General features: G+C 69.4%; 17 protein-coding genes and 6 pseudogenes. 12 read left to right on the top strand and 11 right to left on the bottom strand.

Features of this window, described 5'->3' with window-relative positions:
• Positions 1-189, top strand: a pseudogene (locus tag ACZ4Z2_RS28455) (IS982 family transposase); the annotation flags it as partial.
• A gap of 641 nt (positions 190-830) precedes the next feature.
• On the opposite strand, the gene ACZ4Z2_RS28450 reads toward ACZ4Z2_RS28455, so the two are convergent.
• Positions 831-1,226, bottom strand: coding sequence for a cupin domain-containing protein (locus ACZ4Z2_RS28450; protein ID WP_468079761.1), 396 nt, complete (start codon positions 1,224-1,226; stop codon positions 831-833).
• Between the two features lie 52 nt (positions 1,227-1,278).
• Between ACZ4Z2_RS28450 and ACZ4Z2_RS28445 the strand changes: the two genes are divergently transcribed.
• Positions 1,279-2,271 (top strand): GlxA family transcriptional regulator, encoded by a 993-nt coding sequence (locus ACZ4Z2_RS28445; RefSeq protein WP_468079759.1) that lies wholly within the window; start codon positions 1,279-1,281, stop codon positions 2,269-2,271.
• 35 nt (positions 2,272-2,306) lie between these two features.
• Here the strand turns inward: ACZ4Z2_RS28445 and ACZ4Z2_RS28440 are convergent.
• Positions 2,307-2,592: pseudogene (locus ACZ4Z2_RS28440) on the bottom strand (site-specific integrase); the annotation flags it as partial.
• A gap of 525 nt (positions 2,593-3,117) precedes the next feature.
• On the opposite strand from ACZ4Z2_RS28440, the gene ACZ4Z2_RS28435 reads away from it, so the two are divergent.
• From ACZ4Z2_RS28435 to ACZ4Z2_RS28425, 3 genes and pseudogenes are all read left to right on the top strand, one after another.
• Positions 3,118-3,444 carry a hypothetical protein gene (locus ACZ4Z2_RS28435; RefSeq protein ID WP_468079778.1) on the top strand — a complete coding sequence of 109 codons (327 nt, stop codon included), beginning with the start codon at positions 3,118-3,120 and terminating at the stop codon, positions 3,442-3,444.
• 19 nt (positions 3,445-3,463) lie between these two features.
• Positions 3,464-3,843 (top strand): annotated as a pseudogene (locus ACZ4Z2_RS28430) (carbohydrate kinase family protein); the annotation flags it as partial.
• Positions 3,844-4,074 carry a hypothetical protein gene (locus ACZ4Z2_RS28425; RefSeq protein WP_468079776.1) on the top strand — a complete coding sequence of 77 codons (231 nt, stop codon included), beginning with the start codon at positions 3,844-3,846 and terminating at the stop codon, positions 4,072-4,074.
• On the opposite strand, the gene ACZ4Z2_RS28420 is transcribed toward ACZ4Z2_RS28425, so the two are convergent.
• Entirely contained in the window at positions 3,989-5,968 is a 1,980-nt protein-coding gene (locus ACZ4Z2_RS28420; protein ID WP_468079758.1) for a CASTOR/POLLUX-related putative ion channel, read from the bottom strand. The two genes, ACZ4Z2_RS28425 and ACZ4Z2_RS28420, sit on opposite strands and share 86 nt — an antisense overlap.
• 232 nt (positions 5,969-6,200) lie before the next feature.
• Between ACZ4Z2_RS28420 and ACZ4Z2_RS28415 the strand changes: the two genes are divergently transcribed.
• Entirely contained in the window at positions 6,201-8,228 is a 2,028-nt protein-coding gene (locus tag ACZ4Z2_RS28415; RefSeq protein WP_468079756.1) for a flavin monoamine oxidase family protein, read from the top strand.
• Positions 8,229-8,486: 258 nt separating this feature from the next.
• Positions 8,487-8,825: pseudogene (locus ACZ4Z2_RS28410) on the top strand (transposase); the annotation flags it as partial.
• 106 nt (positions 8,826-8,931) lie between these two features.
• Here the strand turns inward: ACZ4Z2_RS28410 and ACZ4Z2_RS28405 are convergent.
• Positions 8,932-9,747 carry an oxidoreductase gene (locus ACZ4Z2_RS28405; protein WP_468079755.1) on the bottom strand — a complete coding sequence of 272 codons (816 nt, stop codon included), beginning with the start codon at positions 9,745-9,747 and terminating at the stop codon, positions 8,932-8,934.
• 106 nt (positions 9,748-9,853) lie between these two features.
• Here ACZ4Z2_RS28405 and ACZ4Z2_RS28400 point away from each other — a divergent pair, with 106 nt between their 5' ends.
• Positions 9,854-10,441 carry a TetR/AcrR family transcriptional regulator gene (locus tag ACZ4Z2_RS28400; protein ID WP_468079753.1) on the top strand — a complete coding sequence of 196 codons (588 nt, stop codon included), beginning with the start codon at positions 9,854-9,856 and terminating at the stop codon, positions 10,439-10,441.
• On the opposite strand, the gene ACZ4Z2_RS28395 is transcribed toward ACZ4Z2_RS28400, so the two are convergent.
• Positions 10,438-11,381 (bottom strand): IS5 family transposase gene (locus ACZ4Z2_RS28395; RefSeq protein WP_468079775.1). Its coding sequence is split into 2 segments (ribosomal slippage): positions 10,438-10,950 and positions 10,953-11,381, totalling 942 coding nucleotides; the frame shifts between segments, so codons are not numbered across the junction. The two genes, ACZ4Z2_RS28400 and ACZ4Z2_RS28395, sit on opposite strands and share 4 nt — an antisense overlap.
• A 132-nt stretch (positions 11,382-11,513) precedes the next feature.
• Positions 11,514-11,779: pseudogene (locus tag ACZ4Z2_RS28390) on the bottom strand (NF041680 family putative transposase); the annotation flags it as partial.
• 138 nt (positions 11,780-11,917) lie between these two features.
• Between ACZ4Z2_RS28390 and ACZ4Z2_RS28385 the strand changes: the two are divergent.
• A complete protein-coding gene (locus ACZ4Z2_RS28385; protein WP_133931976.1) occupies positions 11,918-12,088 on the top strand; it encodes a DUF5670 family protein in 171 nt (56 codons plus the stop codon).
• Between the two features lie 363 nt (positions 12,089-12,451).
• On the opposite strand, the gene ACZ4Z2_RS28380 is transcribed toward ACZ4Z2_RS28385, so the two are convergent.
• Entirely contained in the window at positions 12,452-12,943 is a 492-nt protein-coding gene (locus ACZ4Z2_RS28380; protein WP_468079752.1) for a hemerythrin domain-containing protein, read from the bottom strand.
• A gap of 313 nt (positions 12,944-13,256) precedes the next feature.
• Positions 13,257-13,445 (bottom strand): hypothetical protein, encoded by a 189-nt coding sequence (locus ACZ4Z2_RS28375; protein WP_468079750.1) that lies wholly within the window; start codon positions 13,443-13,445, stop codon positions 13,257-13,259.
• A gap of 260 nt (positions 13,446-13,705) precedes the next feature.
• Here ACZ4Z2_RS28375 and ACZ4Z2_RS28370 point away from each other — a divergent pair.
• Positions 13,706-13,921, top strand: a pseudogene (locus ACZ4Z2_RS28370) (MFS transporter); the annotation flags it as partial.
• Positions 13,922-14,670: 749 nt separating this feature from the next.
• Positions 14,671-15,645 carry an L-threonylcarbamoyladenylate synthase gene (locus ACZ4Z2_RS28365; RefSeq protein WP_468079748.1) on the top strand — a complete coding sequence of 325 codons (975 nt, stop codon included), beginning with the start codon at positions 14,671-14,673 and terminating at the stop codon, positions 15,643-15,645.
• Between the two features lie 402 nt (positions 15,646-16,047).
• Here the strand turns inward: ACZ4Z2_RS28365 and ACZ4Z2_RS28360 are convergent, their stop codons facing one another.
• Together ACZ4Z2_RS28360 and ACZ4Z2_RS28355 are read right to left on the bottom strand one after the other, a co-directional pair.
• Complete coding sequence (locus ACZ4Z2_RS28360) at positions 16,048-16,689, bottom strand: carbonic anhydrase (protein WP_468079746.1); 642 nt, start codon at positions 16,687-16,689, stop codon at positions 16,048-16,050.
• A gap of 535 nt (positions 16,690-17,224) precedes the next feature.
• Positions 17,225-17,623, bottom strand: a complete 399-nt coding sequence (locus tag ACZ4Z2_RS28355) for an excalibur calcium-binding protein (protein ID WP_468079744.1) — start codon at positions 17,621-17,623, stop codon at positions 17,225-17,227.
• An 815-nt stretch (positions 17,624-18,438) separates the two neighbouring features.
• Here ACZ4Z2_RS28355 and ACZ4Z2_RS28350 point away from each other — a divergent pair.
• Positions 18,439-19,014 (top strand): hypothetical protein, encoded by a 576-nt coding sequence (locus tag ACZ4Z2_RS28350; protein WP_468079742.1) that lies wholly within the window; start codon positions 18,439-18,441, stop codon positions 19,012-19,014.
• 395 nt (positions 19,015-19,409) lie between these two features.
• On the opposite strand, the gene ACZ4Z2_RS28345 is transcribed toward ACZ4Z2_RS28350, so the two are convergent.
• Positions 19,410-19,613, bottom strand: coding sequence for a cold-shock protein (locus ACZ4Z2_RS28345; protein WP_055711351.1), 204 nt, complete (start codon positions 19,611-19,613; stop codon positions 19,410-19,412).
• Positions 19,614-19,850 lie beyond the last annotated feature (237 nt).

Raw genomic sequence — 19,850 nt, 5'->3', positions numbered from 1 at the left:
CGCCAGCTGATCGAGTCGGTCAACGACACCCTCAAAGGCCAGCTCGACCTCGAACAGCACGGCGGCCGCACCATCGACGGCGTCGGCGTCCGGGTAGCCCAGCGGATCCTGGCGATGACCTCCGCGATCTGGCACAACCGCGCCACCGGCGCACCCATCACCAGGTCACTGATCGCCTACGACCACTGAGCCACATCGGAACTAATCGTCTAGATCTCGCACCCGAGCAGCAGATCGTTCTCGCCTGCGGACGAGGAGGTCGGTACGGCGCCGCCCGTCAGGTGCGCGCGCCTCGAGTTCTGCGGTGAACCCGGCGTCTTCTGCGGCTGGCGGTGCGCTCCTTCAGAGCCTTGTGCCTCGGGCTTTCCGGAGTCGTGGGGTGCCGTCGTCCGGTGCTGTAGTGGACCGCGACGGGGCGTCCCTTCCACAACCGCAGGAACATCCACTACGGGCAGCCCGGATCGTTCTTCCGGCACTCCAGGCATTCCAGGCACTCCAGATCGCCCTTGACGGTCTTGCCGTACAGCGACTCCCACAACAGCCGGTCCTCACGGACGTTGAGGTCGAGCTCAGAAAGGGTTGATCTCCCCGAGCTCCCTAAGAAATACACCGTGCTCCATACACCTGAAGCTGCGGGGAGCCACTGACAATGGACAGAAGGCGATTCTTGCCGGAGAGATCGCCCCTTCAGCCACCGACGCCAGCGCGAACTGCAGATCAGCCCGTTCTGCCTCTGCGGGAAGTGTCCTCGATGCGGGGCTCTGAAGTCCTGGTCGGTGCACGTCCCGAGCAGACGCGCGGATGATAAAGGTGAAGCTAAGCGTGTCGGGTCAGGTGCTGAGTGCGTGTCCGGTTGTTGCGTCGACGTGCTCCGGGATCTCGTCGTGGCGATCGCCCACGGTCGGTGTCCCGGTGGGTTCGAACATGAGGATGGCGGCGCCGGACGGAGCGTGCGGCCTGTGCTCTGTGCCTCGTGAAACGGTGAAGACCGCCCCCTGCGGGAGCAGGACCGTGCGCTCCCCGTCGGGCTCGCGCAGGGAGATGCGCAGCTCGCCGTCGAGTACCAGGAAGAACTCGTCGGTGTCGTCGTGTACGTGCCAGACGTGTTCGCCCTCGACCTTGGCGATGCGGACGTCATAGTCGTTGACTCGCGTGACGATGCGAGGGCTCCACAAGGCATCGAAGGAGGCCAGAGCCTTGCGGAGGGGAATGGGTTCGCTGCTCATGGGCTCATCCTGAGCTGTTTTGTATGGCCGCCGTGAGTGCTAGAAATCGCACATGGCGAAAGAATCCTCGCACGCAGCTCGCGCGACGGGCGTACACCGGGTCGTCGTGATCGTGGACGAGAACTCCAACCCCTTCGAGCTGGGCTGCGCGACCGAGGTCTTCGGTTTGCACAGACCGGAGATCGGCCGTGATCTCTACGACTTCAGGCTCTGTTCGCCCGAGCCCAGCACCCTGATGCGAGACGGATTCTTCACGCTCACGGGAGTCGCCGACCTGGAGGCGGCTGACACGGCGGACACCTTGATCGTCCCCAACCGGCCGGACATCGAAGTGCCCCGCCGTCCCGCCGTGCTCGATGCCGTCCGCCGGGCACACGCCCGCGGTGCGCGTCTGGTCGGCTTCTGCAGCGGCGCCTTCACACTGGCCGAGGCCGGAGTCCTCGACGGGCGCCGGGCGACCGCGCACTGGCAATGGGCGGATTCCTTCCGGACCCGTTACCCCTCTGTCCAGCTCGAAGCGGACGTGCTGTTCGTGGATGACGGTGACATCCTCACCGCGGCAGGCAGTGCAGCTGCGCTCGATCTTGGGCTGCATGTGGTCCGTCGCGACCACGGCGCCGAGGTCGCCAACTCTGTGAGCCGGCGGCTCGTCTTCGCGGCGCACCGGGACGGTGGGCAGCGGCAGTTCGTGGAGCGTCCCATGCCCGACCTGCCGGACAAGTCCCTGGCGCCTGTCCTGGCCTGGGCTCAGGAACGGCTGGACTCACCGCTCACCGTGTCCGGCCTTGCGGCGCGTGCGGCGGTCAGTCCAGCGACTCTGCATCGCCGCTTCCAGGCGCAACTGGGCACGACGCCGCTGGCGTGGCTGACGAGGGAACGGCTTGCTCTGGCGTGCCGGTTGATCGAGCGAGGCGAGTCCCGGTTCGAGGTAGTCGCGCGGCGCAGCGGGCTTGGCACAGCTGCCAATCTGCGCACACTGATGCGCCGCGAGACCGGCATCACACCGTCTGCGTACAAGCGTCGGTTCGGGCCGGAGGCGAGCTGACGGCGGGCATCCCCTGCCGACGAACCACGTGTGCTTCATCGTCTGCTATCGCCGGGGGCGAGCAGGCTTGTCAGCTCCGAGATCGCCTCGGGAGAGGGCTTGAAATAGCGGCGGACGTTCTCTGGGTTCTTGTGCCTCGACTTCGCCATCAGCATCAGCATCAGCAGGGAGGCACCATGCTCGCCTACGTGAGTGAGGGCGGAATGGAGGTACTCGTACAGATCCCAGTCAGTCCCCGGGCCGCGTACGGCGGTGAGCTCGTCCAGCAGAACCCGGGGCCGGGGCCTGGCCGTAGGAGAGACGGGCCAGGCCGGTGTCCGGGCGTCCTGTGCAGGAGCTCGCCGTCCGCGGCCACCGCATTGCGGTCGGCCAGGGGAGCTCCGCGCTTGAGCGGAGTAATGGCTGACGCCCGGCTGTCGAGGGGATGTTCGTCTCGTGAATTCACGCTAAGCTCCGTATCGGTGTTAGTTGCGTTGCGTTTCGTTGCGTTGAAGCACTGCGCAAGGAGCTCTCCTAACTCAGTGGTCTGAAAACCCGTTGGGAAGCAGGGCTCCTTTCGCGTTCTCGGAGGTACTCGTAGCTTGAGCACAGTGCTTGGCGACGTCTCCGATCTACAGACCGGCTTTCCCTTGAGTGCGTTGCCGGGCGCGTAAAGCAGCAGGCCAGAAGCTGCATGCCGTGATGCGCATCACTCTTTTCGGTGAGGGCAGTGCGGAAACCCCGGGAAAACCAATTAATCGCAGCGGAAACACTGAGCCCTTTTCAACCTCAGCGTGGCTGGTCACGCGGCTCGCCCCCGGTTGAGCCGGGCAGAGGCTCTAGGGGCAAGATGCCTTCGTGCCCACCATGGTTGTTGAGATCCACGTGCCGTTGCTGCCGACGCCCGAGCTGCCAGACGGCGCCTACCCGTTTCCCTGGATCGACGAGGTCGAAAACTTCCTGTCTGATCTCGAAGACCAAGGTGACCTGGAAGTCTTCGATGAGGGCGAGGAGGACGGGGACGTCTACGTCTTCTTCATCACCGGGGCCAGTCAGGGAGATCTTCTGGCGGTGGCGTCCCGCGTGGCCACGCTGGCCGGGGTCCCTGCGGGAACTATTGCGGTCGTCAGTACCGACGAGGCCGAGGAGTTCGGCCTCGGGCCACGGGTGGCGCTTCCACTGCCTGCGCTCTGAAGGCCGCTGCGGCGCCTCCGGCGGACTCGTCGAGGACCTGATCCTCCAGGGCGGCGTCGACACCTCGCTCATCCGCTGGGCGGCCGACGACGGCATCGGCCGCACGGCCCGCAACGGCCTGAACTTCGTCGAGCGCGGCTACGGCATCCGCGGCGCCCTCGGCGTCAGCGACCGCGCGCACACCGCCTTCTCCCAGCTGCGCGAAGGGGACATCAACTGGGACGCGGTCTTTTCCGCCGGTCCACGCTGTTCCACACCGGGGTCATCTTCGCCGGCCTGTCCGACACCACCGTGGATGTCGCCGACGAGGCCATGGCGGCCGCGCGGCGGCACGGTGTGACGGTCTCCTACGACCCCAACTACCGTCCGAGTCTCTGGGACGGCCGCGGCGGCCCCGACATGAGCGCAGCGACCATCGCCCACGCCCCGGCATCGGGCCGTCCGCCCGGCGCCACGGCCCTGGCGACGTCTGGCAGTCATCATCACCGCCTCGGCGACCCCCTGCGGGCGATACGCGTCTTCGCGGGCGCCGCCTTCTACGTGATCATCCTCGGGGAGTACGGCGAGGAAGCGGGAGTCCGCCGCTCCCACCGCTCCTGGCGGCACCCCGACGTCCTTCCCCGGCGATGACGACCACCTCGTCGCCGTCGGACCAGCGCCGACGGTCCGCCTTGGGCGGATTGAGGCGCAGCCCGTACCCGGGGGCCCGGTGGGCGTCGGCGTGGCTGCGGTAGCCGACGGCGCACTCGCCCCGGGCGCGTGCCGCCGCGACGACCGTGGCGAAGGACGTCTCGTGGCCGGTCACGACGTAGTCGGCGGCTGACCGCAGGTGGATCTGCGTGCCGCCGGCCGAGAACAGTTCGTCGAACACGTCCGCCAGGTGGGGGTTCTGGGAGATCTGCGCCATCAGCAGCCCGATGAGCTTGCCGCTGATGATCACGTCCGCTCCGGGGCCCAGTGGGGCGAGGGGCCGGTTGCCGTCGTCGGTGAGCTCGGTGACCACCGGCAGCTCCCGGCCGGTGCGCCGTTCGAGGTGGCGCAGGACGAGCAGGGTGACGAGCGTGCGGGTGTCCGGCTCCTCGGGGGGCTCACCGGCCCGTGGCTCCTGGCCGAGCACGATGACACTGTCGTAGGAGCCGAGCTCCAGGCCGGCCAGGGTCTCCGGGCGGGTGGTGTCGCCCCTGAGGGCCACACAGGTCCAGCCGGGGCCGTCGTCGTCGCCGACGTCACTGTCGTCGTCGCAGGCGGCCCCCACCACGGCCTCGTCCTCGTCCGCCACCACGTCGGCCACCGAACCCGGCGGTGCGTTGCGGCCCCACTCCCGCAGGACGAGGGGTGCGCGGCGGTTCCAGCCCAGCATCAGCAGCCGCTCCGGCCGGGTGTCCGACGGCCGGGGGCCCGCCACGGACTGCTCGTCGACCAGCGGCGCGCAGTCGGCGAGCTCGGCGGTGTCGTCGTCGGCGGCGATGACGAGGAGCTGGTCGTCGGGTTCGAGAACCGTCCGCGCGGGCGGGTTCAGCCAGGGCACCCCGCCGCGGATCAGCCCGACCGCGCTGGCGTTGCCGTAGGAGAGCAGCGCCTCGCCGAACTCACGGCCGGCCAGGGACGGGTGGGCGGCCGGGTAGAACTCGTCCCCGGCGAAGTCGAGCAGGCCGCGGTGGACCAGGGACAGTCCCGGGCGGCGCGCCGCCTGCGCGATCAGCCGGGCAGTGACGGTGTCGCTCTCCAGGACGACGCCCCGGGACCCGGCGGCCAGGCGGGCCGCGAGTAGGTAGCCGCTGTCGCGGACCGCCGCCACGACGGGCACGGTGACGTCGCCACCGCGCGCCGTCGCCCGCAGTGCCAGCAGCGCCTTGACGACGTCCGCGTCGCTGCGGGACTCGTCGGGCGGCAGCACGATGACCGAGTCGGCGGTGGCCGGACTGGTCAGCGCCAGCACGGCCGGGTCGGCCGACGGACCGCTGCGGCAGATCAGCCGGGTCCGGCCGGTCGGGCCGACCTTGCTCTGCAGGGACTCCTCCATGGCCGTCTTGTCCCGGTCGGCCAGGATCGCCACGGCCGACCGCCGGCGCTGGTTGGCGCCCGCCGCGACCAGTTCGCTCACCACCGTGAAGACCTGTTCCGACCAGCCCAGGACCACCAGGTGGCCGCGTTCCAGGAGCCTGGAGCGGCCGCGCCGCAGGGCGATGAGCCGCTCGGTGAGCCCGGTCGTGATGAGACCGACGAGGGTCGAGACATACACCAGGGCGACCAGGGCCAGCAGCACCGACAGCGCCACCTGGGCCGGACTGCCCGTGGTGCCACCCAGCCGCATCGTCTCCCCGGTCAGGCGCCAGATCGCCGCCACCTTCCCGGAGAGGGTGGCGGGGGCGTGCCCGCTCGTCCACACCAGCGCCGCGCTCACGGGGACGACGACGGCCAGGCAGACCATCACCAGCCAGCCCACCAGGGCCGAGGTGCCGCGTGCCAGGGTCGCGTCGAACCAGTACCGCGCTCGGGCGCCCGCCCCGGGCCGCTGTTCCACTGTGTTCCCCCTCCGCGCGCAGGTCTGTAGGGGGCAGTGTCCTGACCCGGCCTCGCGCGCCGGGCGGCAAGGGGCGCGATTCATTCCTTCGCCGTAATCGGGGGCAGGCGCCCGCCCCCGCGTGCCCCGCGCACCCGGTCACGCACCGGTTTGAACGGGGGCTTTCCCTCGTCCGTGGCAATTCACCACAACCCGGAGTGAACCGGTCCGGCGTGCCAGTAGAAGTTGCGGCATGACCGAGCATCACCAGGCTGACGCCGACCACGGCGGCCTGACCAGACGTACGCTCACGACGGCCGCGGGCACGACCGCCGTGGCCGCCTTCCTCAGCGCCGGCAGTGCGGCCGCCCTGCCCACGCAGTCGCCCCCGCGCAAACCCGCCCCGGCGGCGTCCCTCTCCGCCGCGCGCGGCGCGGACTTCGACCGCTGCCTCGCCGTCGCCCGGGCCCTGCTCGTCGTCGACGACGACGGTCGGCCCCTCGTCCCCGGCTACCGGCGCGTGCTCAAGGACGGCCTGCCCCGCACCCGGACGGCCAGGGCCAAGAAAGTCCTCGTCATCGGGGCCGGCCCGGCCGGCCTCGTCGCGGCGTGGCTGCTCCAGCGCGCCGGACACCACGTGACCGTCCTGGAGGCCAACGGCAACCGGGTGGGCGGGCGCATCAAGACGTTCCGCCGCGGCGGCCACGAGAAAGGGGCGCAGCCCTTCGCCGACCCGCGCCAGTACGCCGAGGCCGGCGCGATGCGGCTGCCCGGCAGCCACCCGCTGGTGATGGACCTCATCAGCCAACTGGGCCTGAAGAAGCGGCCGTTCTACTACGTCGACGTGGACGGCCGCGGACGGCCCGCCGCGCACACCTGGATCCACGTCAACGGCGTGCGCATGCGCCGCGCCGACTACGCCCGCGCCCCCCGGCGCATCAACCGCTCCTTCGGCGTCCCGCGCGCCCGCTGGGACACCCCGGCCGCGGCCATCCTGCGCTCGGTTCTTGACCCGGTGCGCGACGAGTTCAGCACGCTCGGGCCGGACGGCAAGCGCACCGACAAGCCGCTGCCCGAACGCATCCAGGGCTGGGCCAGGGTGATCCAGCGCTTCGGCGACTGGTCCATGTTCCGCTTCCTGACCGAGCACGCGGGCCTGGACGAGCGGACGGTCGACCTGATCGGTACCGTCGAGAACCTCACCTCACGGCTGCCGTTGTCCTTCGTGCACAGCTTCATCGGGTCCTCCCTGATCAGCCCGGACACCGCGTTCTGGGAGCTGGAGGGCGGCACGGCCGTCCTGCCCGACGCCCTGCTGGCCAAGGTCCGCGACACCGTGCGGTTCGACCGGCGGGTGACCCGGATCGAGTACTACGATCCCGACCCCGACCGGGCCGGCAGCGACACCCGGCACGTAGGCGCCCGGGGACCCCACGTGTGGGTGGACACCGTCTCCGAGGGACGGGGTGGCCCGGTCGTGCGCGAGCAGTTCACGGCGGACGCGGCGGTGGTGACCGTGCCCTTCTCCGGCCTGCGGCACGTGCAGGTCAGCCCGCCGATGTCGTACACCAAGCGCCGGGCGGTCACCGAGCTGCACTACGACTGCGCGACCAAGGTGCTGCTGGAGTTCAGCCGCCGCTGGTGGGAGTTCGACGAGGCCGACTGGAAGCGGGAGCTGGGCCGCATCGACCAAGGGCTCTACGACGCCTACCGCGCCGGACGGACCCCGGGCGACGGCAGCCTGCTCGGCGCCCACCCGTCCGTCCCGTCCGGCCACATCACCGCCGGCCAGCGCACCCACTACGCCGCGAACCGCGCCGTCAGCCGCGACCAGCCGGCCGCGGTCGACGTCGTCGGTGGCGGCTCGGTCTCCGACAACGCCAACCGGTTCATGTACCAGCCGTCTCACCCGGTGCCCGGCAGCGCCGGCGGGGTGGTCCTGGCGTCCTACAGCTGGGCGGACGACGCCCTGCGCTGGGACTCCCTGGACGACGAGGCCCGCTACCCGCACGCCTTGTGCGGGCTCCAGGAGGTGTACGGCCAGCGGATCGAGGTCTTCTACACCGGCGCGGGCCGCACCCAGAGCTGGATGCGCGACCCGTACGCCTACGGCGAGGCGTCCGTGCTGCTGCCCGGCCAGCACACAGAGCTGCTCACGTCCATCCCGGCCCCCGAGGGGCCGCTGCACTTCGCGGGCGACCACACCTCCGTGAAACCGGCGTGGATCGAGGGAGCGCTGGAGTCCGCCGTGCGTGCCGCCCTGGAGGTCCACTCGGCGTGAACCGCGCCGGGCACCGCTTCCCGTGCGAGGGGGCGGCGCCCGGCGTCTCGGCGGCCACACCCCAGCCAGCCGCGTCACCGACCTGTCCGGTCAGCACACCTAGTACTCCAGCAGGATTTCACTGTCTGACCTGGTCTTTTCGCCGGGTGGCGGGGATGTAGCGGGACTTCGATAGTGCGGGGGCGGTCTCACAGAGACCGCCCCTCGATCGTGCGACATCACCGCAGGTGGTGACAGCGGGCGGGGCAGCCTCCGAGGGTGGTCACCGAGTCTGCCGCCGCGCAGTGGGACTTCGAACTGGACGATCTCTTCCTGACCATCGGGCACCGCTTCGGCCGAGTCGAGCTCCGCCGCCGGATGCGGGACTACGTGCGCGGGCTGCTCGCCCCGGTCGCCCGCAAGGACAGCCGGCAGCTGGCCGAAGAGGCCGGCCACTCCACCCCTGACGGCCTGCAGCACCTCCTCGCCGGATCGAAGTGGGAGCCCGATGGCATCCGCGACGACCTGCGGGAATACGTCGCCGCCAAGCTCGGCGAGGCCGACGGTGTTCTGATCATCGACGACACCGGGTTTATCGAGGAGGGCAACACCTCCGCCCGCGGCCGGGCTCTACCGGTTGACTCCGGTGACGAGGGCGGTGCTGGTGCACAGGTCCACAAAAGGCCCCCGGTGCGCGTTGTGGCGTTGGGGATGGGGGTCTCGGTCAGGTAGGCAGCTGGTTGAGCTTGCGGATCTGCCGGTCGAAGGCCCGGGAGGGCACGAGGCGGCGCAGGGTGCTGACGCGTCCGGCGGTCGGTCCGGCGGGGTAGCGCAGCTTCGGCTTCGGGTCGGTCGCCGCGGCGACGATCGCCTTGGCGACGGTGGCCGGATCGTCACCGTCCTTCATCGCCGCGGCCATCACGCGCTCGAAGGCCTGTCGCTGCTGCTCGTAGACCGGCAGAGGCGTGGCGGGTTGTGGGGAGTTGGCCTCGAACGCGGTCCTGGTCACGGCGGGCTCCACGAGCAGTACGCGGACGCCGTGCTGGCGGACCTCGTGGTCCACGGACTCGGAGTAACCCTCGACGGCGTGCTTGGACGCGGCGTAGGCGGCCATGTAGGGCGCGGGGACGAACCCGAGGACGGACGAGATGTTGATGATCCGGCCGCCGCCCTGGGCGCGCATGTGCGGCAGGACGGCCCTGGTCATGCGGATCAGTCCGAAGACATTGATGTCGAACAGCTGTTGGTCCTGGACGAGGGAGCGTTCCTCCCCGGCGCCTGCAGAGCCGATGCCGGCGTTGTTGACCAGGACGTCGATCCGCCCGAACTTCTCGATCACGCGGTCGACCGCGCGGGCGACCGAGGTGTCGCTGGCCACGTCGAGGTCGAGGAACGTCACGCCCTCGCGGCGGTCGTCCCCTGAGGCTCGACGGCTCGTTCCGACGACCTCGAACCCTGCGTCGACGAGCGCGAAGGCGGCCGCCTTGCCGATACCTGACGATGCTCCGGTCACGAGTGCCACCGGCCGGTTTGTGGTCATGAAGGGCCTTTCTCGCTGATTGGATTATGACCGTAATACAATTACTCTAGGACGGAAGCCGGAGGGCGGCAAGCAGCCTCCCGGCCGGAGCGACGAGGAGGAGTGCGTGGCGCGCTACACGAAAGACCACAAGCAGGCGACGCGGCAGCGGATCATCGACGCGGCCGGCCGCCGGTTCAAGAAGGACGGCATCGACGGCTCCGGAGTCTCCACGCTGATGTCGGACGCGGGGCTGACCAACGGCGCCTTCTACGCCCACTTCGTCTCCAAGGAGGACCTCGTCGCGAACGCCGTCGCCGACCAGCTGGGCGCGCAGAACGCGAGCCTTGAAGCACTCGCGCCCGGCCGCGCCGGGCTCGAACAGTTCGTCCGCGCCTACCTGTCCCCCGGACACCGCGACGACCCCGAGAACGGCTGCCCCACCGCCGCCCTCCTCGACGAGATCGGACGCTGCACGGACGCGACCAAGCAGGCGTTCACCGACGGCCTGCTGACCGTCATCGACGACATCGCCGCCCGCCTGGCACCCGACAACCCGCCCTCGGCACGCGCACAGGCGCTCAGCGTCTTCGCCATGATGGTCGGGACGCTCCAACTCGCCCGCGCCCTGGCCGACCCCAAGCTCGCCGACGACGTCCTCGACCAGGGCGTCCACAACGCCCTCGCGCTCTTCGACGCCTCGCCTGTCCGTTAGGTCGTTTCTGATGGCTCTTGGACGGTGTCTCGGAGCCAGATGACGATCGCGGTGACGGTCAGGGTGCCGTTGAAGATGTAGTCGCGTTTGTCGTACCGGGTGGCCACCGCGCGGAACTGTTTCCACTTGTTCACGCATCGCTCGACTGCGTTGCGACGGCGGTACTGGACCTTGTCGAAGGCCGGGGGCCGGCCACCGGCTCGTCCCCGGCGCTTGCGGTGAAGCTGCTGGTCGTCGGGCTGGGCGATGGTGGCTTTGATGCCGCGCTGCCGCAGGTAGGCGCGGTTGTCGCGGCTGGAGTAGGCCTTGTCGCCGCGCACCCGGTCCGGCCGGCTGCGCGGGCGGCCCGGTCCGCGGCGCCGGACGCGTAGGCCGTCCAGCACCGGGGCGAACATCGGGCTGTCACCGCGCTGACCGGGCGAGGTCAGCCAGTGCAGCGGGCGGGCCCGGTCGTCGGAGAGCAGATGGACCTTGCTGGTCAGCCCGCCCCGTGAGCGCCCCAACGCCTCCCGCCCATCTGCCTCCTCACGCGTCCCGCCCATTTTTGCGGGTGGTCGGCCGGGGGCTTGCGAGGCGCTCCGGCCGCGTGCTGATGCGCCCGGCAGGACGTGGAGTCGATGTTCACCGCCCACTCCTGCCTGCCTGCCCGGCCAGCGAGCGCCCCGTCCGGGTCGCCGGCATCCGCCTCGATCTGTAACTCCTCAAGGACGGCCTGCCAGGTGCCGTCGGCCGACCAGCGGCGATGGCGCTCATAGACGGTCTGCCAAGGACCGTACCGTTCCGGCAGGTCAGGCCAGGGCACCCCGGTCCGGGCCCGGAACAACACCCCGTTGATCACCCTGCGGTGATCCGCCCACTGCCCACCCGGCTTGCCGTTACCGGGCAGGAGAGGCTCGATCTTCCGCCACTGCGCGTCCGTGAGCTCGTGTCGCCGCACCATAAGGGCGTCCTGCCCGGCCAACCAGGAGATCCACCCCGCCCACCCAAGAGCCATCAGAAACGCTCTAGCGCGCTCTTCGCCTCGTGGACGAGCCTGGCTGCCCCACGGAAAGCGGCGTACAGGCGCCGCTGCCCGTTCGGTGATGCTCTCGGGTCGTTTCACGGTCTTGCCCTCGTCGTAGCGGGTGGCGGGCCGCCGGTTCTTCGAGCCAGGTGGCCTTTCGGGCCGGGTGTTGTGGGTTTCGGTGCACGGGCGGGGCAGGGCAGATGCGGCCGGAGGTTCCGAAACCCCCGGCGGACGCGGGCCGGGGTGAGCCGACCGGGCTCGGCAGGCTTCTCCCACGACCGCCGCAAGTCGGCGGCCGCCTCGCGCAGGAGACGGATCTGGGTGTGCGCGGCGCCTCCATCGGCCCGGCGGTGAGGGCAACGCCGTAGAGGAACTGTGTTCAGTGCCCGCAAGAGCCGTGGAGAAACCAGGGAAATCGACCGTGTGTTCTTGCATTCGCTGGGCACCAGGAGCGACGGAGGTTGATAACAATGGTTCCCCTGCTTCTGGTTCTTCTGCTGGCTCTGATCCTCTTCGGCGCGGGCTTCGCGCTGAAGGCACTGTGGTGGATCGCCGTCATCGTGCTGGTCGTCTGGCTGCTCGGCTTCGTCATGCGCTCCGCGGACGCGGGCGGGCGTAAGGGACGCTGGTATCGCTGGTAACCCGCCAAGCAGCAGCATGCCTGTGGGCTCCGGATGCATCCGGAGCCCACAGGCATGTCCTGGATCAGGACATCTCTTCGGGCAAGCGGTGTAACAACCACCTTCCCGGGAACCGGGCCACATGTCTGGGGTCCGACGAAGCAGTGGAGCTTGCGTCTCCATACCACCGGACCCCAGCCACCCCGACATCCCGCTCCGCGCGTTCGCCAGACAACAGGTCACCCGTAAGTCGAGGCGCAGCCGTCAGGCCTCAGACCCGCCAACGGCCGTTGCCATGGCCCGGGAGAGCACTCCGCGGACCCCGGAAGGTCACGGCCGCCTGCTCCCGGCGCCGACCGTCGGGGGGGCGTGCACGGGCTGCGGTCAGGAGCCGACGATGCGGCGCACGTTGTCGACACCACCGCAGCCTTCCTTCAGCTGACGCTCGCGCTCTTCCACAAACGCCTCGCCCAGTTCCTCGCGGCGCTCCATGGCCACGTTCTCGCGCGCTCCGTTGAGGATGGTGCGCTCCTCTTCGTCGGCGTGATGGGTGACAGCCTGCACGAGATCTTCCAGCCTCTCGTCCCACTCCTGGGAGCCGACCTCGTCGACTTCAAGGAGTGCCAGGAGTGCCTTGTTGCCCTCCTCGTGCTCCTCCTCGCCGTGTTCCACCTCTTCGTCGTCGATCTTCTTGTAGCGCTTGAGTGCGGGATAGACCTTCGCCTCTTCCGCCAGTGCGTGCGCGATCAGCAGATCGGAGAATTCCCGCAGAGCGGCAGCCCGGTCGGCTTCGACGCTGCGCATCAGGCGAAAAAGCTCCTCCATCTTCCGGTGGTCCTGGAGAATGAGTTCGACGACGTCTCGTGTCTCTGCCATGGGAATAGGCACCACTTTCGTGCGGGGAACCTTGCCGAGATCCGGCTACCCCATCCACTGGAGTTCAGCGGGACAATCTGCTCGAACAACGAGCAGAACCCTGGACACCGGCCTGCACAGCCGCACCGAGAGACAGCCTGCCAAGGCGTCGGCATGAATGTGCACCACGTGTGTGAGCTGTCCTCATCGACCAGCTGGACGCCGCGGCATCGGCGACGTCGTCGTGGGTGATGCCGTGCACCCAGCGGGTGCCATCGCTGATCGGCTCGGTCTGCTCGGTCTGCTCGGTCGGCTTGACCAAGGTGTTCATCAGCTACTTGCGGGTGGCCGCGTCGATCACTGCGGTTTCGACGGTCTGTCCGTCCAGGCTAGGGGTTTCGGTGTCGAGAATGACCGCGTCGTCCGGTACCGGCAGCTCGCGCGCCGGCGCGGGTCGCCTCGCCCCATTCCGGGCACACAGGGCGATCTCGTCGGCGTACGCGGCGGCCGGGTCGGCGAACACTTCCTGAGAACCTCCGCCTTCCTCGGGCGCCGTCGGCCCATCACCACCGCGGCCCGGGTGGGGGCGAGGGCCGCATACTCACGCAGCGGCGACACCGCCCCCTTGGGCAGACCCCGGACGGCCTCCCAGCCCACGCCCGGCGTGTCCCGCACGGCCCGTACGTCGCCGAGCCGGAACAGCGCCACGGTGACCGTGCGGTACCGGCCGACCTGCGCTCGCCGCCCCCGTGCTCCAAGGGTGTCCGTGGGTGGCGAGTTCGCTTGAGCGACGGGCAGATGAACGGTTCGGGCCGGCGGGTGCCGTTCGTGCTCGGCGCGGTGCTCAGCCTGGTCGGCTTCTGGATCCGGCAAGGCGCCGAGGAGACGAGAAGCGCCGAACGGCAACAGATGCCGCGCCCCGGCCTGTTCGAGGCGCTGCGCCGCCATCCCCGCCAGTCCCTGCTCATCTGCGGCATCACGGCGGGCGGCACAATCGCCTGACACGAGGCCTGCTCGCCCACGCCCCCGCTCGTTATCGCTCGAACGCCGAACTGGTGAGGGTGCTGCACCGCCGAGCGCCGCAGCACGGAGGTGTCCGACGGAGCGGGCGTGCTGGTGTGCCTCGGTCGTCCGGTCGATGCGTGAACCGCGCGACCGGCTGCGAGGCCACCCGGACTGTCACCCTGCGGAACGGGCAGCCGGACGGTCCCCGTGCGGCAGGGCCCGCAGCGCCAGAACGCCGACCGTCGACCCGGCCGAGCAGGCCGCGCTCACCGAAGCACTCGGCGGCTGCTCGGACATCGTTGTCAAGGTCACCCTCGCCCCGCTGACCCTCCTGCCGCCGCTCCTGGCAGCGAACAGGGCGTCAGCGAGGGCCTGCCAGGTCGTGTGGCTGAGCGCCACCACACCGGGTGGTGCGGACCGTAGGCGGCGAGCAGGCGCAGGGTGGTGGCCGGCAGCGGCACCAGGCCCGGGTAGTCGCGGTAGCCGTCCGGCCTCAGATCGTCGCGGGTGGGGGCGTCGCTGTTCCACTGCCGCGCCAGTGCCGGCGGGCGAGTTCGTCGGCCTCGCGCCTGCGGGTCTGCATGGCGAACTGCCCGGCGTTCTAGGTGTTCCCTGGCAAGTCGTTGTGTTCGGCGTCCTTGCTGGACTTCTCCCACGAGGTACCGACAGCCGTGGCTCCTCTTTGTCCGCTAACGAGAGCGGGGAGAGGAGGAGAGCGGAGCGGTGGGAGGATTGCGAGGGTGATGGCAAGAACCAGTGACATCGAGAAGGCGGCCACCGTGCTGCGCGTCGGCGGCCTGGTGGCCCTGCCGACCGAAACCGTCTACGGTCTGGGAGCCAACGCGGAGGATCCCGCCGCGGTCTCGCGCATCTTCCAGGTCAAGGGACGCCCGTCCTCCCACCCTCTGATCGTCCACATCGACAGCGCGGATCACCTGGACGACTGGGTCGACAACGTGCCCGCGGCGGCGCGCCTGCTGGCCGAGCGGTTCTGGCCGGGGCCGCTCACGCTGGTCCTGCGGCGCGGCCGCCGCGTGCCCCTCGAAGCGACGGGTGGCCTGGAGACGGTGGCCGTTCGCGTGCCCGACCATCCCGTCGCCCTCGCGCTGTTGTCGGCATTCGGCGGCGGTGTCACGGCGCCGTCAGCCAACCGCTTCGGCTCAGTCAGCCCCACCACGGCGGACCACGTCCGTGCCGAGCTGGGTGCTGCCGTTGACTTCGTGCTGGACGGTGGCCCCTGCGAAATCGGCGTCGAGTCGACAATCGTCGACGTCACCGGCGAGACCCCGAGCATCCTGCGGCCCGGCGGCGTGACGCGCGAGGACCTCGAAGCAGTGCTGGGGCGTCCGTTCGCGGTTCCCGCGACCAGCCACATTCGGGTGCCCGGTCAGCATCCCTCCCACTACGCACCGCGCGCCCGGGTCGTGCTCGTCGAGCCCGAGAATGTCATCGCCGAAGCGGACCTCGCGCAGGAGCTGGGGCACCAAGTCGGCATCCTTCTTCCGCCGTTCCTTTCCGACGTCCCGGTGAAGGGGCACGCCGTGGTGGCGGTCCCCGCCTCGATGGACGCCTACGCGCGCGGGCTGTACAGGTTCCTGCGCGAACTCGACCAGGAAGGGTGTGATCTCATCATCGCCTCTTTGCCGGTGGAGAAGGGGCTGGGACTGGCGATCGCCAACCGGCTCCGCCGCGCCGCCGGACCCCGGTCCACGGTGTGACCAGCACCAACGCCATGCTGGAGACGTCGGGGGGCCTGTTAGTGGTTAGTGCCTCATGAGGTAGACGGTCCTGTGTACGCGCCGAAACCGACCTCGCGGGCGTCAACCAGCCGGAGAATGGCGGTCCGGACGGGATGGTTGACGCCATCGGCGACCCTGCGCCCGAAGTCGGCGGTGGGGGTGTCCGCGTGTCCGCCTGCCCAGTGCTGACCCTCGGCTTCGACGTCGACGAATACAGCGTTGTGCGCCGTGGCATTGCGGTAGGCGTCGTGGAAGGCGTTGGTACCGGTGGCATCCGGGTGAGGTGAGCGCGGCAGGGGACCGGCCGTGGCTGCACCTGCGCATCCTGCCAAAGGGTGCCGTCAGCGCGCCCGCGACGCGACGGCGGGTCACACCGAGCGGTCAGGATGCGGCGATCCCTGCCGCATCGAGGCCGTGGGAGGCGACGAGCTGTGCGCTGCCGTCGGCCAGGCGGTAGCGCAAGCCCACCACGGCGGTCTGGCCGGCGGCGACCTTGCCGGCGAGGACCCGGGAGCGGTCCAGCAGCAGGTCGGCGGTGTGGCTGATGTGCTCGGCGAGGATCTCCTCCGCCTCCACCCGTCCGGCGGCCCGCGCGGCCAGCACGCTGGGGGTCACCCGCTCGACGACGTCCCGGACGTACCCGGTCGGCGTCATGCCGTCCTCCAGCGCGGCGCACGCCGCGCCGACCGCGCCGCACGAGTCGTGCCCGAGGATCACGACCAGCGGGCAGCCCAGCACCTCCACGCCGAACTCGATGCTGCCCAGCACTTCCGGGCCCATGACATGGCCCGCGGTGCGCACCACGAACAGGTCGCCCAGGCCGCGGTCGAAGATGATCTCGGCGGCCAGCCGGGAGTCGGAGCACCCGAACAGCACGGCGAAGGGCTGCTGAGAGGGGGCGGTCTGGGCGCGGCGGGCGGCGTCCTGGTTCGGGTGCTCGGGGGTGCCGGCGACGAAGCGCTGGTTACCGGCCAGCAACAGCTCGAAGGCGTCGCGAGGCGACGGGGTCTGGATTTCGCTCATGGCCGCAGCCTATGAGCCGACACCCACCTGTCGCACCGCCTGGTCCCGCGGAGCTCGCCGAGGCGTGCCGCTGACGGCGTGGGCATTACCCCAAGGCGCCGGGGACGCCGGCACCGGAGGCGTACGGCGGTCGGTGCGGAACCACGGCGCGCGGCGCGGATGTCCCGCACCGTACGGCCGGCCTACCGCAGACGGGGGAAGCGCCGGCTGGCCCCCTTGGTGCAGGAACCCCCTGCTCGTCCTCCAGACCCGTACAACGAGCGAAGCGCCGCTCGCGCTGTCGGCCGAACGAGGACGAGCCGCCATGCGGTCCCGGCGCGGGGAACATCGTCGCAGGCGGGACCCTGGTCACCTCCTATCCGGCGCTGCACAGCAACTTCGGTCATGTGCGGCTCGTCGTCCCAGGCGACACATTGTTGGAGGCCGGGGCAACCGCCTCACCGCACTGAACGCCGCACCCCCCGATGCGGAGCGACCCGCGCGCCGGTGTGCCCCACTGTGCCGGCATACCGGCATCATCGTCCTTGCGTTGTGGTCAGGTCCGGCGACGAGCCCTGAGGACGCAGCCGGCGGCAGCAAGAGCGCCGGCCGTCAGGCCCACGCCGAGGCTGATGTCCCAGCCGGTCACTCCACCGCCGGACGCACCTCCAAGCCCGCCCTTGACTCCCCGCATCGGCGGGGTCGCCGTAGGAGCCACCGTGGACGGGGTGGCAGTACCTCGGCGCAGGAGTGCCTCGCAGGCGATCCCATCGTCGGGTCCCTGGTCCTCGTCGAGCCGATGAGGATCGCTGGGATCTTGGTTGAAGAAAGCCTGCGCGTCTTCCTGAAAGGCGAAGTCACGGCAGTCGAGGTCCTGGGCATGAGCCACACCGGATAACGGAGCGATCCACGAGACCGCCGCAACTATGGCTGTGACAGCGAGACGGATGGGCATGAACATCTCCTCAGCGCCGAAGCGGACCGTCAGCTTCGACCCTAGGAGCAACCCACCACCGAAGCCCGAGACCCTAGACCAAACGACTGACAGCGGCAGGACTGCAGGTGAGGCTAGTCACGTTCGACCACCTGCGGATTCTGGGATCGACCAAGCCCACGGAGACAGCGTCGGTCGACGCGATGGTCGCCGAACACCCATCAGCCGGAAGCGGGCCGTCGCGGTGTGGAGCGGGCGCCACCCGTGCGGGAGTACGCCAGCAGGCGGCCGATGTTCCGGAAGCGCAGGCCGGTGCTGGCCGGTGGTGGCCGGTGCTGTGACGCTTGTCCGGGCGCAATGGGTTCAGACGGTGAGTTGCAGCCTTTATCTGAAAAGGCGAAAGGTCGGGCTTCGGCCGGATCGTCGCAGTGACCCTCGTTGACCGTCTTCGCGTGCGAAGCACCCAAGCGGCCCGACATCCCGCCATGAAGTCCGCATTACGGGAAGAAACAACGAGGGAAAACGACCTCTCAGCCACATCGTCGGGCCTGGGGTGACTCCCCCTCAAGGCTCAATGCATTGCGAAAGTTGGTCGTATGTGCTGAGATCGACCATCCTGGAGCTTTTCGCGTGAAGGAACCGTCGTGCGTGCGAGTAGGAGAGCTGTGCAATCGCGTCGCACTACTGCCGCCCTGCATGTGGCGGTGGCGCTGTCGGTTGTTTCCTGGCCTCTTGCCGCGTGCACGCCTGGAGGAAACGCCTCGAGAGATCAGCCAGCCGCACCGGGCGTCTCTGAAGTTAGCGTGGCGCCCCGGTCCAAGGCTGAAAAAGAGGTTATGCGGCTGGTTCTCACTCACGAGGACTGGGGATTCTCTTTTCGGGTCGTTGAGGATCGCCATCCTCGCTGGAACGAATACGAGCAACCCGGCCGCCAGCAGTGCCAGTTACCGCGAAAAGACCCCGCTGTGATGCGGGCAGGATTCGAGCGGGGCGTCCTCAGTAATACCGTGCACGAAGACGGTCTTCAATCGGTGGAGTCCGCCGCGTTTCTCTGGCCCAGCACGCAGGAAGCTCGGATCCAGACCGCTTCACTGGCTAGGGCTTTCACCAAATGTCCCTCTCTGGTGACTGACAAGGGAGACTCCATCAAGGAGATTTCCCGGGCTCGCAACCTCTCCCTGGAGGGTGCCACGCTCGCCTTCGCCCGAACCGTACACATCACGTACAAGCCGGACCCTCAAGACCCGGGCCCGAACCGCATTCATCGATTCGAGGTCATCGCGTACACCGGAGATATCACGGTGAGGGCAACAGCCCACTACACTTCTCTCACTTCCGCACCGCAGCGCACCCGTATCGAACAGCGGGTAACGAAAGCTGTCCAAAAAATGTTGCATCGCAGCCGCCGCTGAAGTTGGTCTCGCCGACGACATACTTCGAGTGCCTCCGCAAGATCGCACGTTTCCTCGGGCGCACAAGGTCGCTTCGCCGACGTCGCAGACGTGCGCCACCACGCGAGCAGCTGCTCCGCGGGCGCGCGGTCTTCTTCTCCGGGCGGGAGGTGCTCTGTGCGGCCCGCACGCCGGAGCATGGTGACCGCGCTCGACGGGCACCCTCCCGGGCTTGGCAACGCCGTCGGATCACCATATGCGTGAGACCACGCCGGCATCGGGTGGCCGCCATACCTGCACGGGACCATCCTTCGGCCCGACCATGCCCCCGATCGTCGGACCGCCCAGCCCGCGCACTCATGAGCGAGGCGGCCGCCGGATCGGACAGCCGCCTCGCTCTGTATCCCTGCGCCCGGTCAGCCCCGGACGATGTTTTGGGCCTGGGGGCCCTTCTGGCCCTGGCCGATGTCAAAGGTGACGTGCTCGCCCTCGGTCAGCTCGCGGTATCCGCTGCCCTTGATTTCGGAGTAGTGCGCGAAGACGTCCGGTCCTCCGCCGTCCTGCTCGATGAAGCCGAACCCCTTCTCGGCGTTGAACCACTTCACGGTGCCGCTGGCCATACTGGTCGATCCTTCGTTCATGCCCGGGAACAGCCCTTCGCCCGGGCGTGCTCCGGCTCTGTGCACTCGCACGAGCCAACAGCCGTTGTACCCCAGAACACGGCGCTCACCCGACTGGCGACACAGCCGTTCTGGTTTTCCGGAGCAGAGCCGTCTTGCGGCCGCCGGGCCGACGAGTTCGGACAGTACGTCTTTCATGGCGAGCAAGCCGGAGGCGTCGGTGATCCCAGCCGCTAG

This window comes from Streptomyces sp. NPDC030183 (assembly GCF_055573455.1).
This window is presented reverse-complemented; position numbering and strand designations above follow the sequence as displayed.

Excerpts from the sequence above, each read along its gene's own strand:
- ACZ4Z2_RS28435 (WP_468079778.1), top strand. The coding sequence starts at position 3,118 with ATGGTTGTTGAGATCCACGTGCCGTTGCTGCCGACGCCCGAGCTGCCA.
- ACZ4Z2_RS28450 (WP_468079761.1), bottom strand. The coding sequence starts at position 1,226 with ATGAGCAGCGAACCCATTCCCCTCCGCAAGGCTCTGGCCTCCTTCGAT.
- ACZ4Z2_RS28350 (WP_468079742.1), top strand. The coding sequence starts at position 18,439 with ATGCGGCTGGTTCTCACTCACGAGGACTGGGGATTCTCTTTTCGGGTC.
- ACZ4Z2_RS28425 (WP_468079776.1), top strand. The coding sequence starts at position 3,844 with ATGAGCGCAGCGACCATCGCCCACGCCCCGGCATCGGGCCGTCCGCCC.
- ACZ4Z2_RS28405 (WP_468079755.1), bottom strand. The coding sequence starts at position 9,747 with ATGACCACAAACCGGCCGGTGGCACTCGTGACCGGAGCATCGTCAGGT.
- ACZ4Z2_RS28355 (WP_468079744.1), bottom strand. The coding sequence starts at position 17,623 with ATGCCCATCCGTCTCGCTGTCACAGCCATAGTTGCGGCGGTCTCGTGG.
- ACZ4Z2_RS28345 (WP_055711351.1), bottom strand. The coding sequence starts at position 19,613 with ATGGCCAGCGGCACCGTGAAGTGGTTCAACGCCGAGAAGGGGTTCGGC.
- ACZ4Z2_RS28415 (WP_468079756.1), top strand. The coding sequence starts at position 6,201 with ATGACCGAGCATCACCAGGCTGACGCCGACCACGGCGGCCTGACCAGA.
- ACZ4Z2_RS28380 (WP_468079752.1), bottom strand. The coding sequence starts at position 12,943 with ATGGCAGAGACACGAGACGTCGTCGAACTCATTCTCCAGGACCACCGG.
- ACZ4Z2_RS28385 (WP_133931976.1), top strand. The coding sequence starts at position 11,918 with ATGGTTCCCCTGCTTCTGGTTCTTCTGCTGGCTCTGATCCTCTTCGGC.
- ACZ4Z2_RS28360 (WP_468079746.1), bottom strand. The coding sequence starts at position 16,689 with ATGAGCGAAATCCAGACCCCGTCGCCTCGCGACGCCTTCGAGCTGTTG.
- ACZ4Z2_RS28445 (WP_468079759.1), top strand. The coding sequence starts at position 1,279 with ATGGCGAAAGAATCCTCGCACGCAGCTCGCGCGACGGGCGTACACCGG.
- ACZ4Z2_RS28365 (WP_468079748.1), top strand. The coding sequence starts at position 14,671 with ATGGCAAGAACCAGTGACATCGAGAAGGCGGCCACCGTGCTGCGCGTC.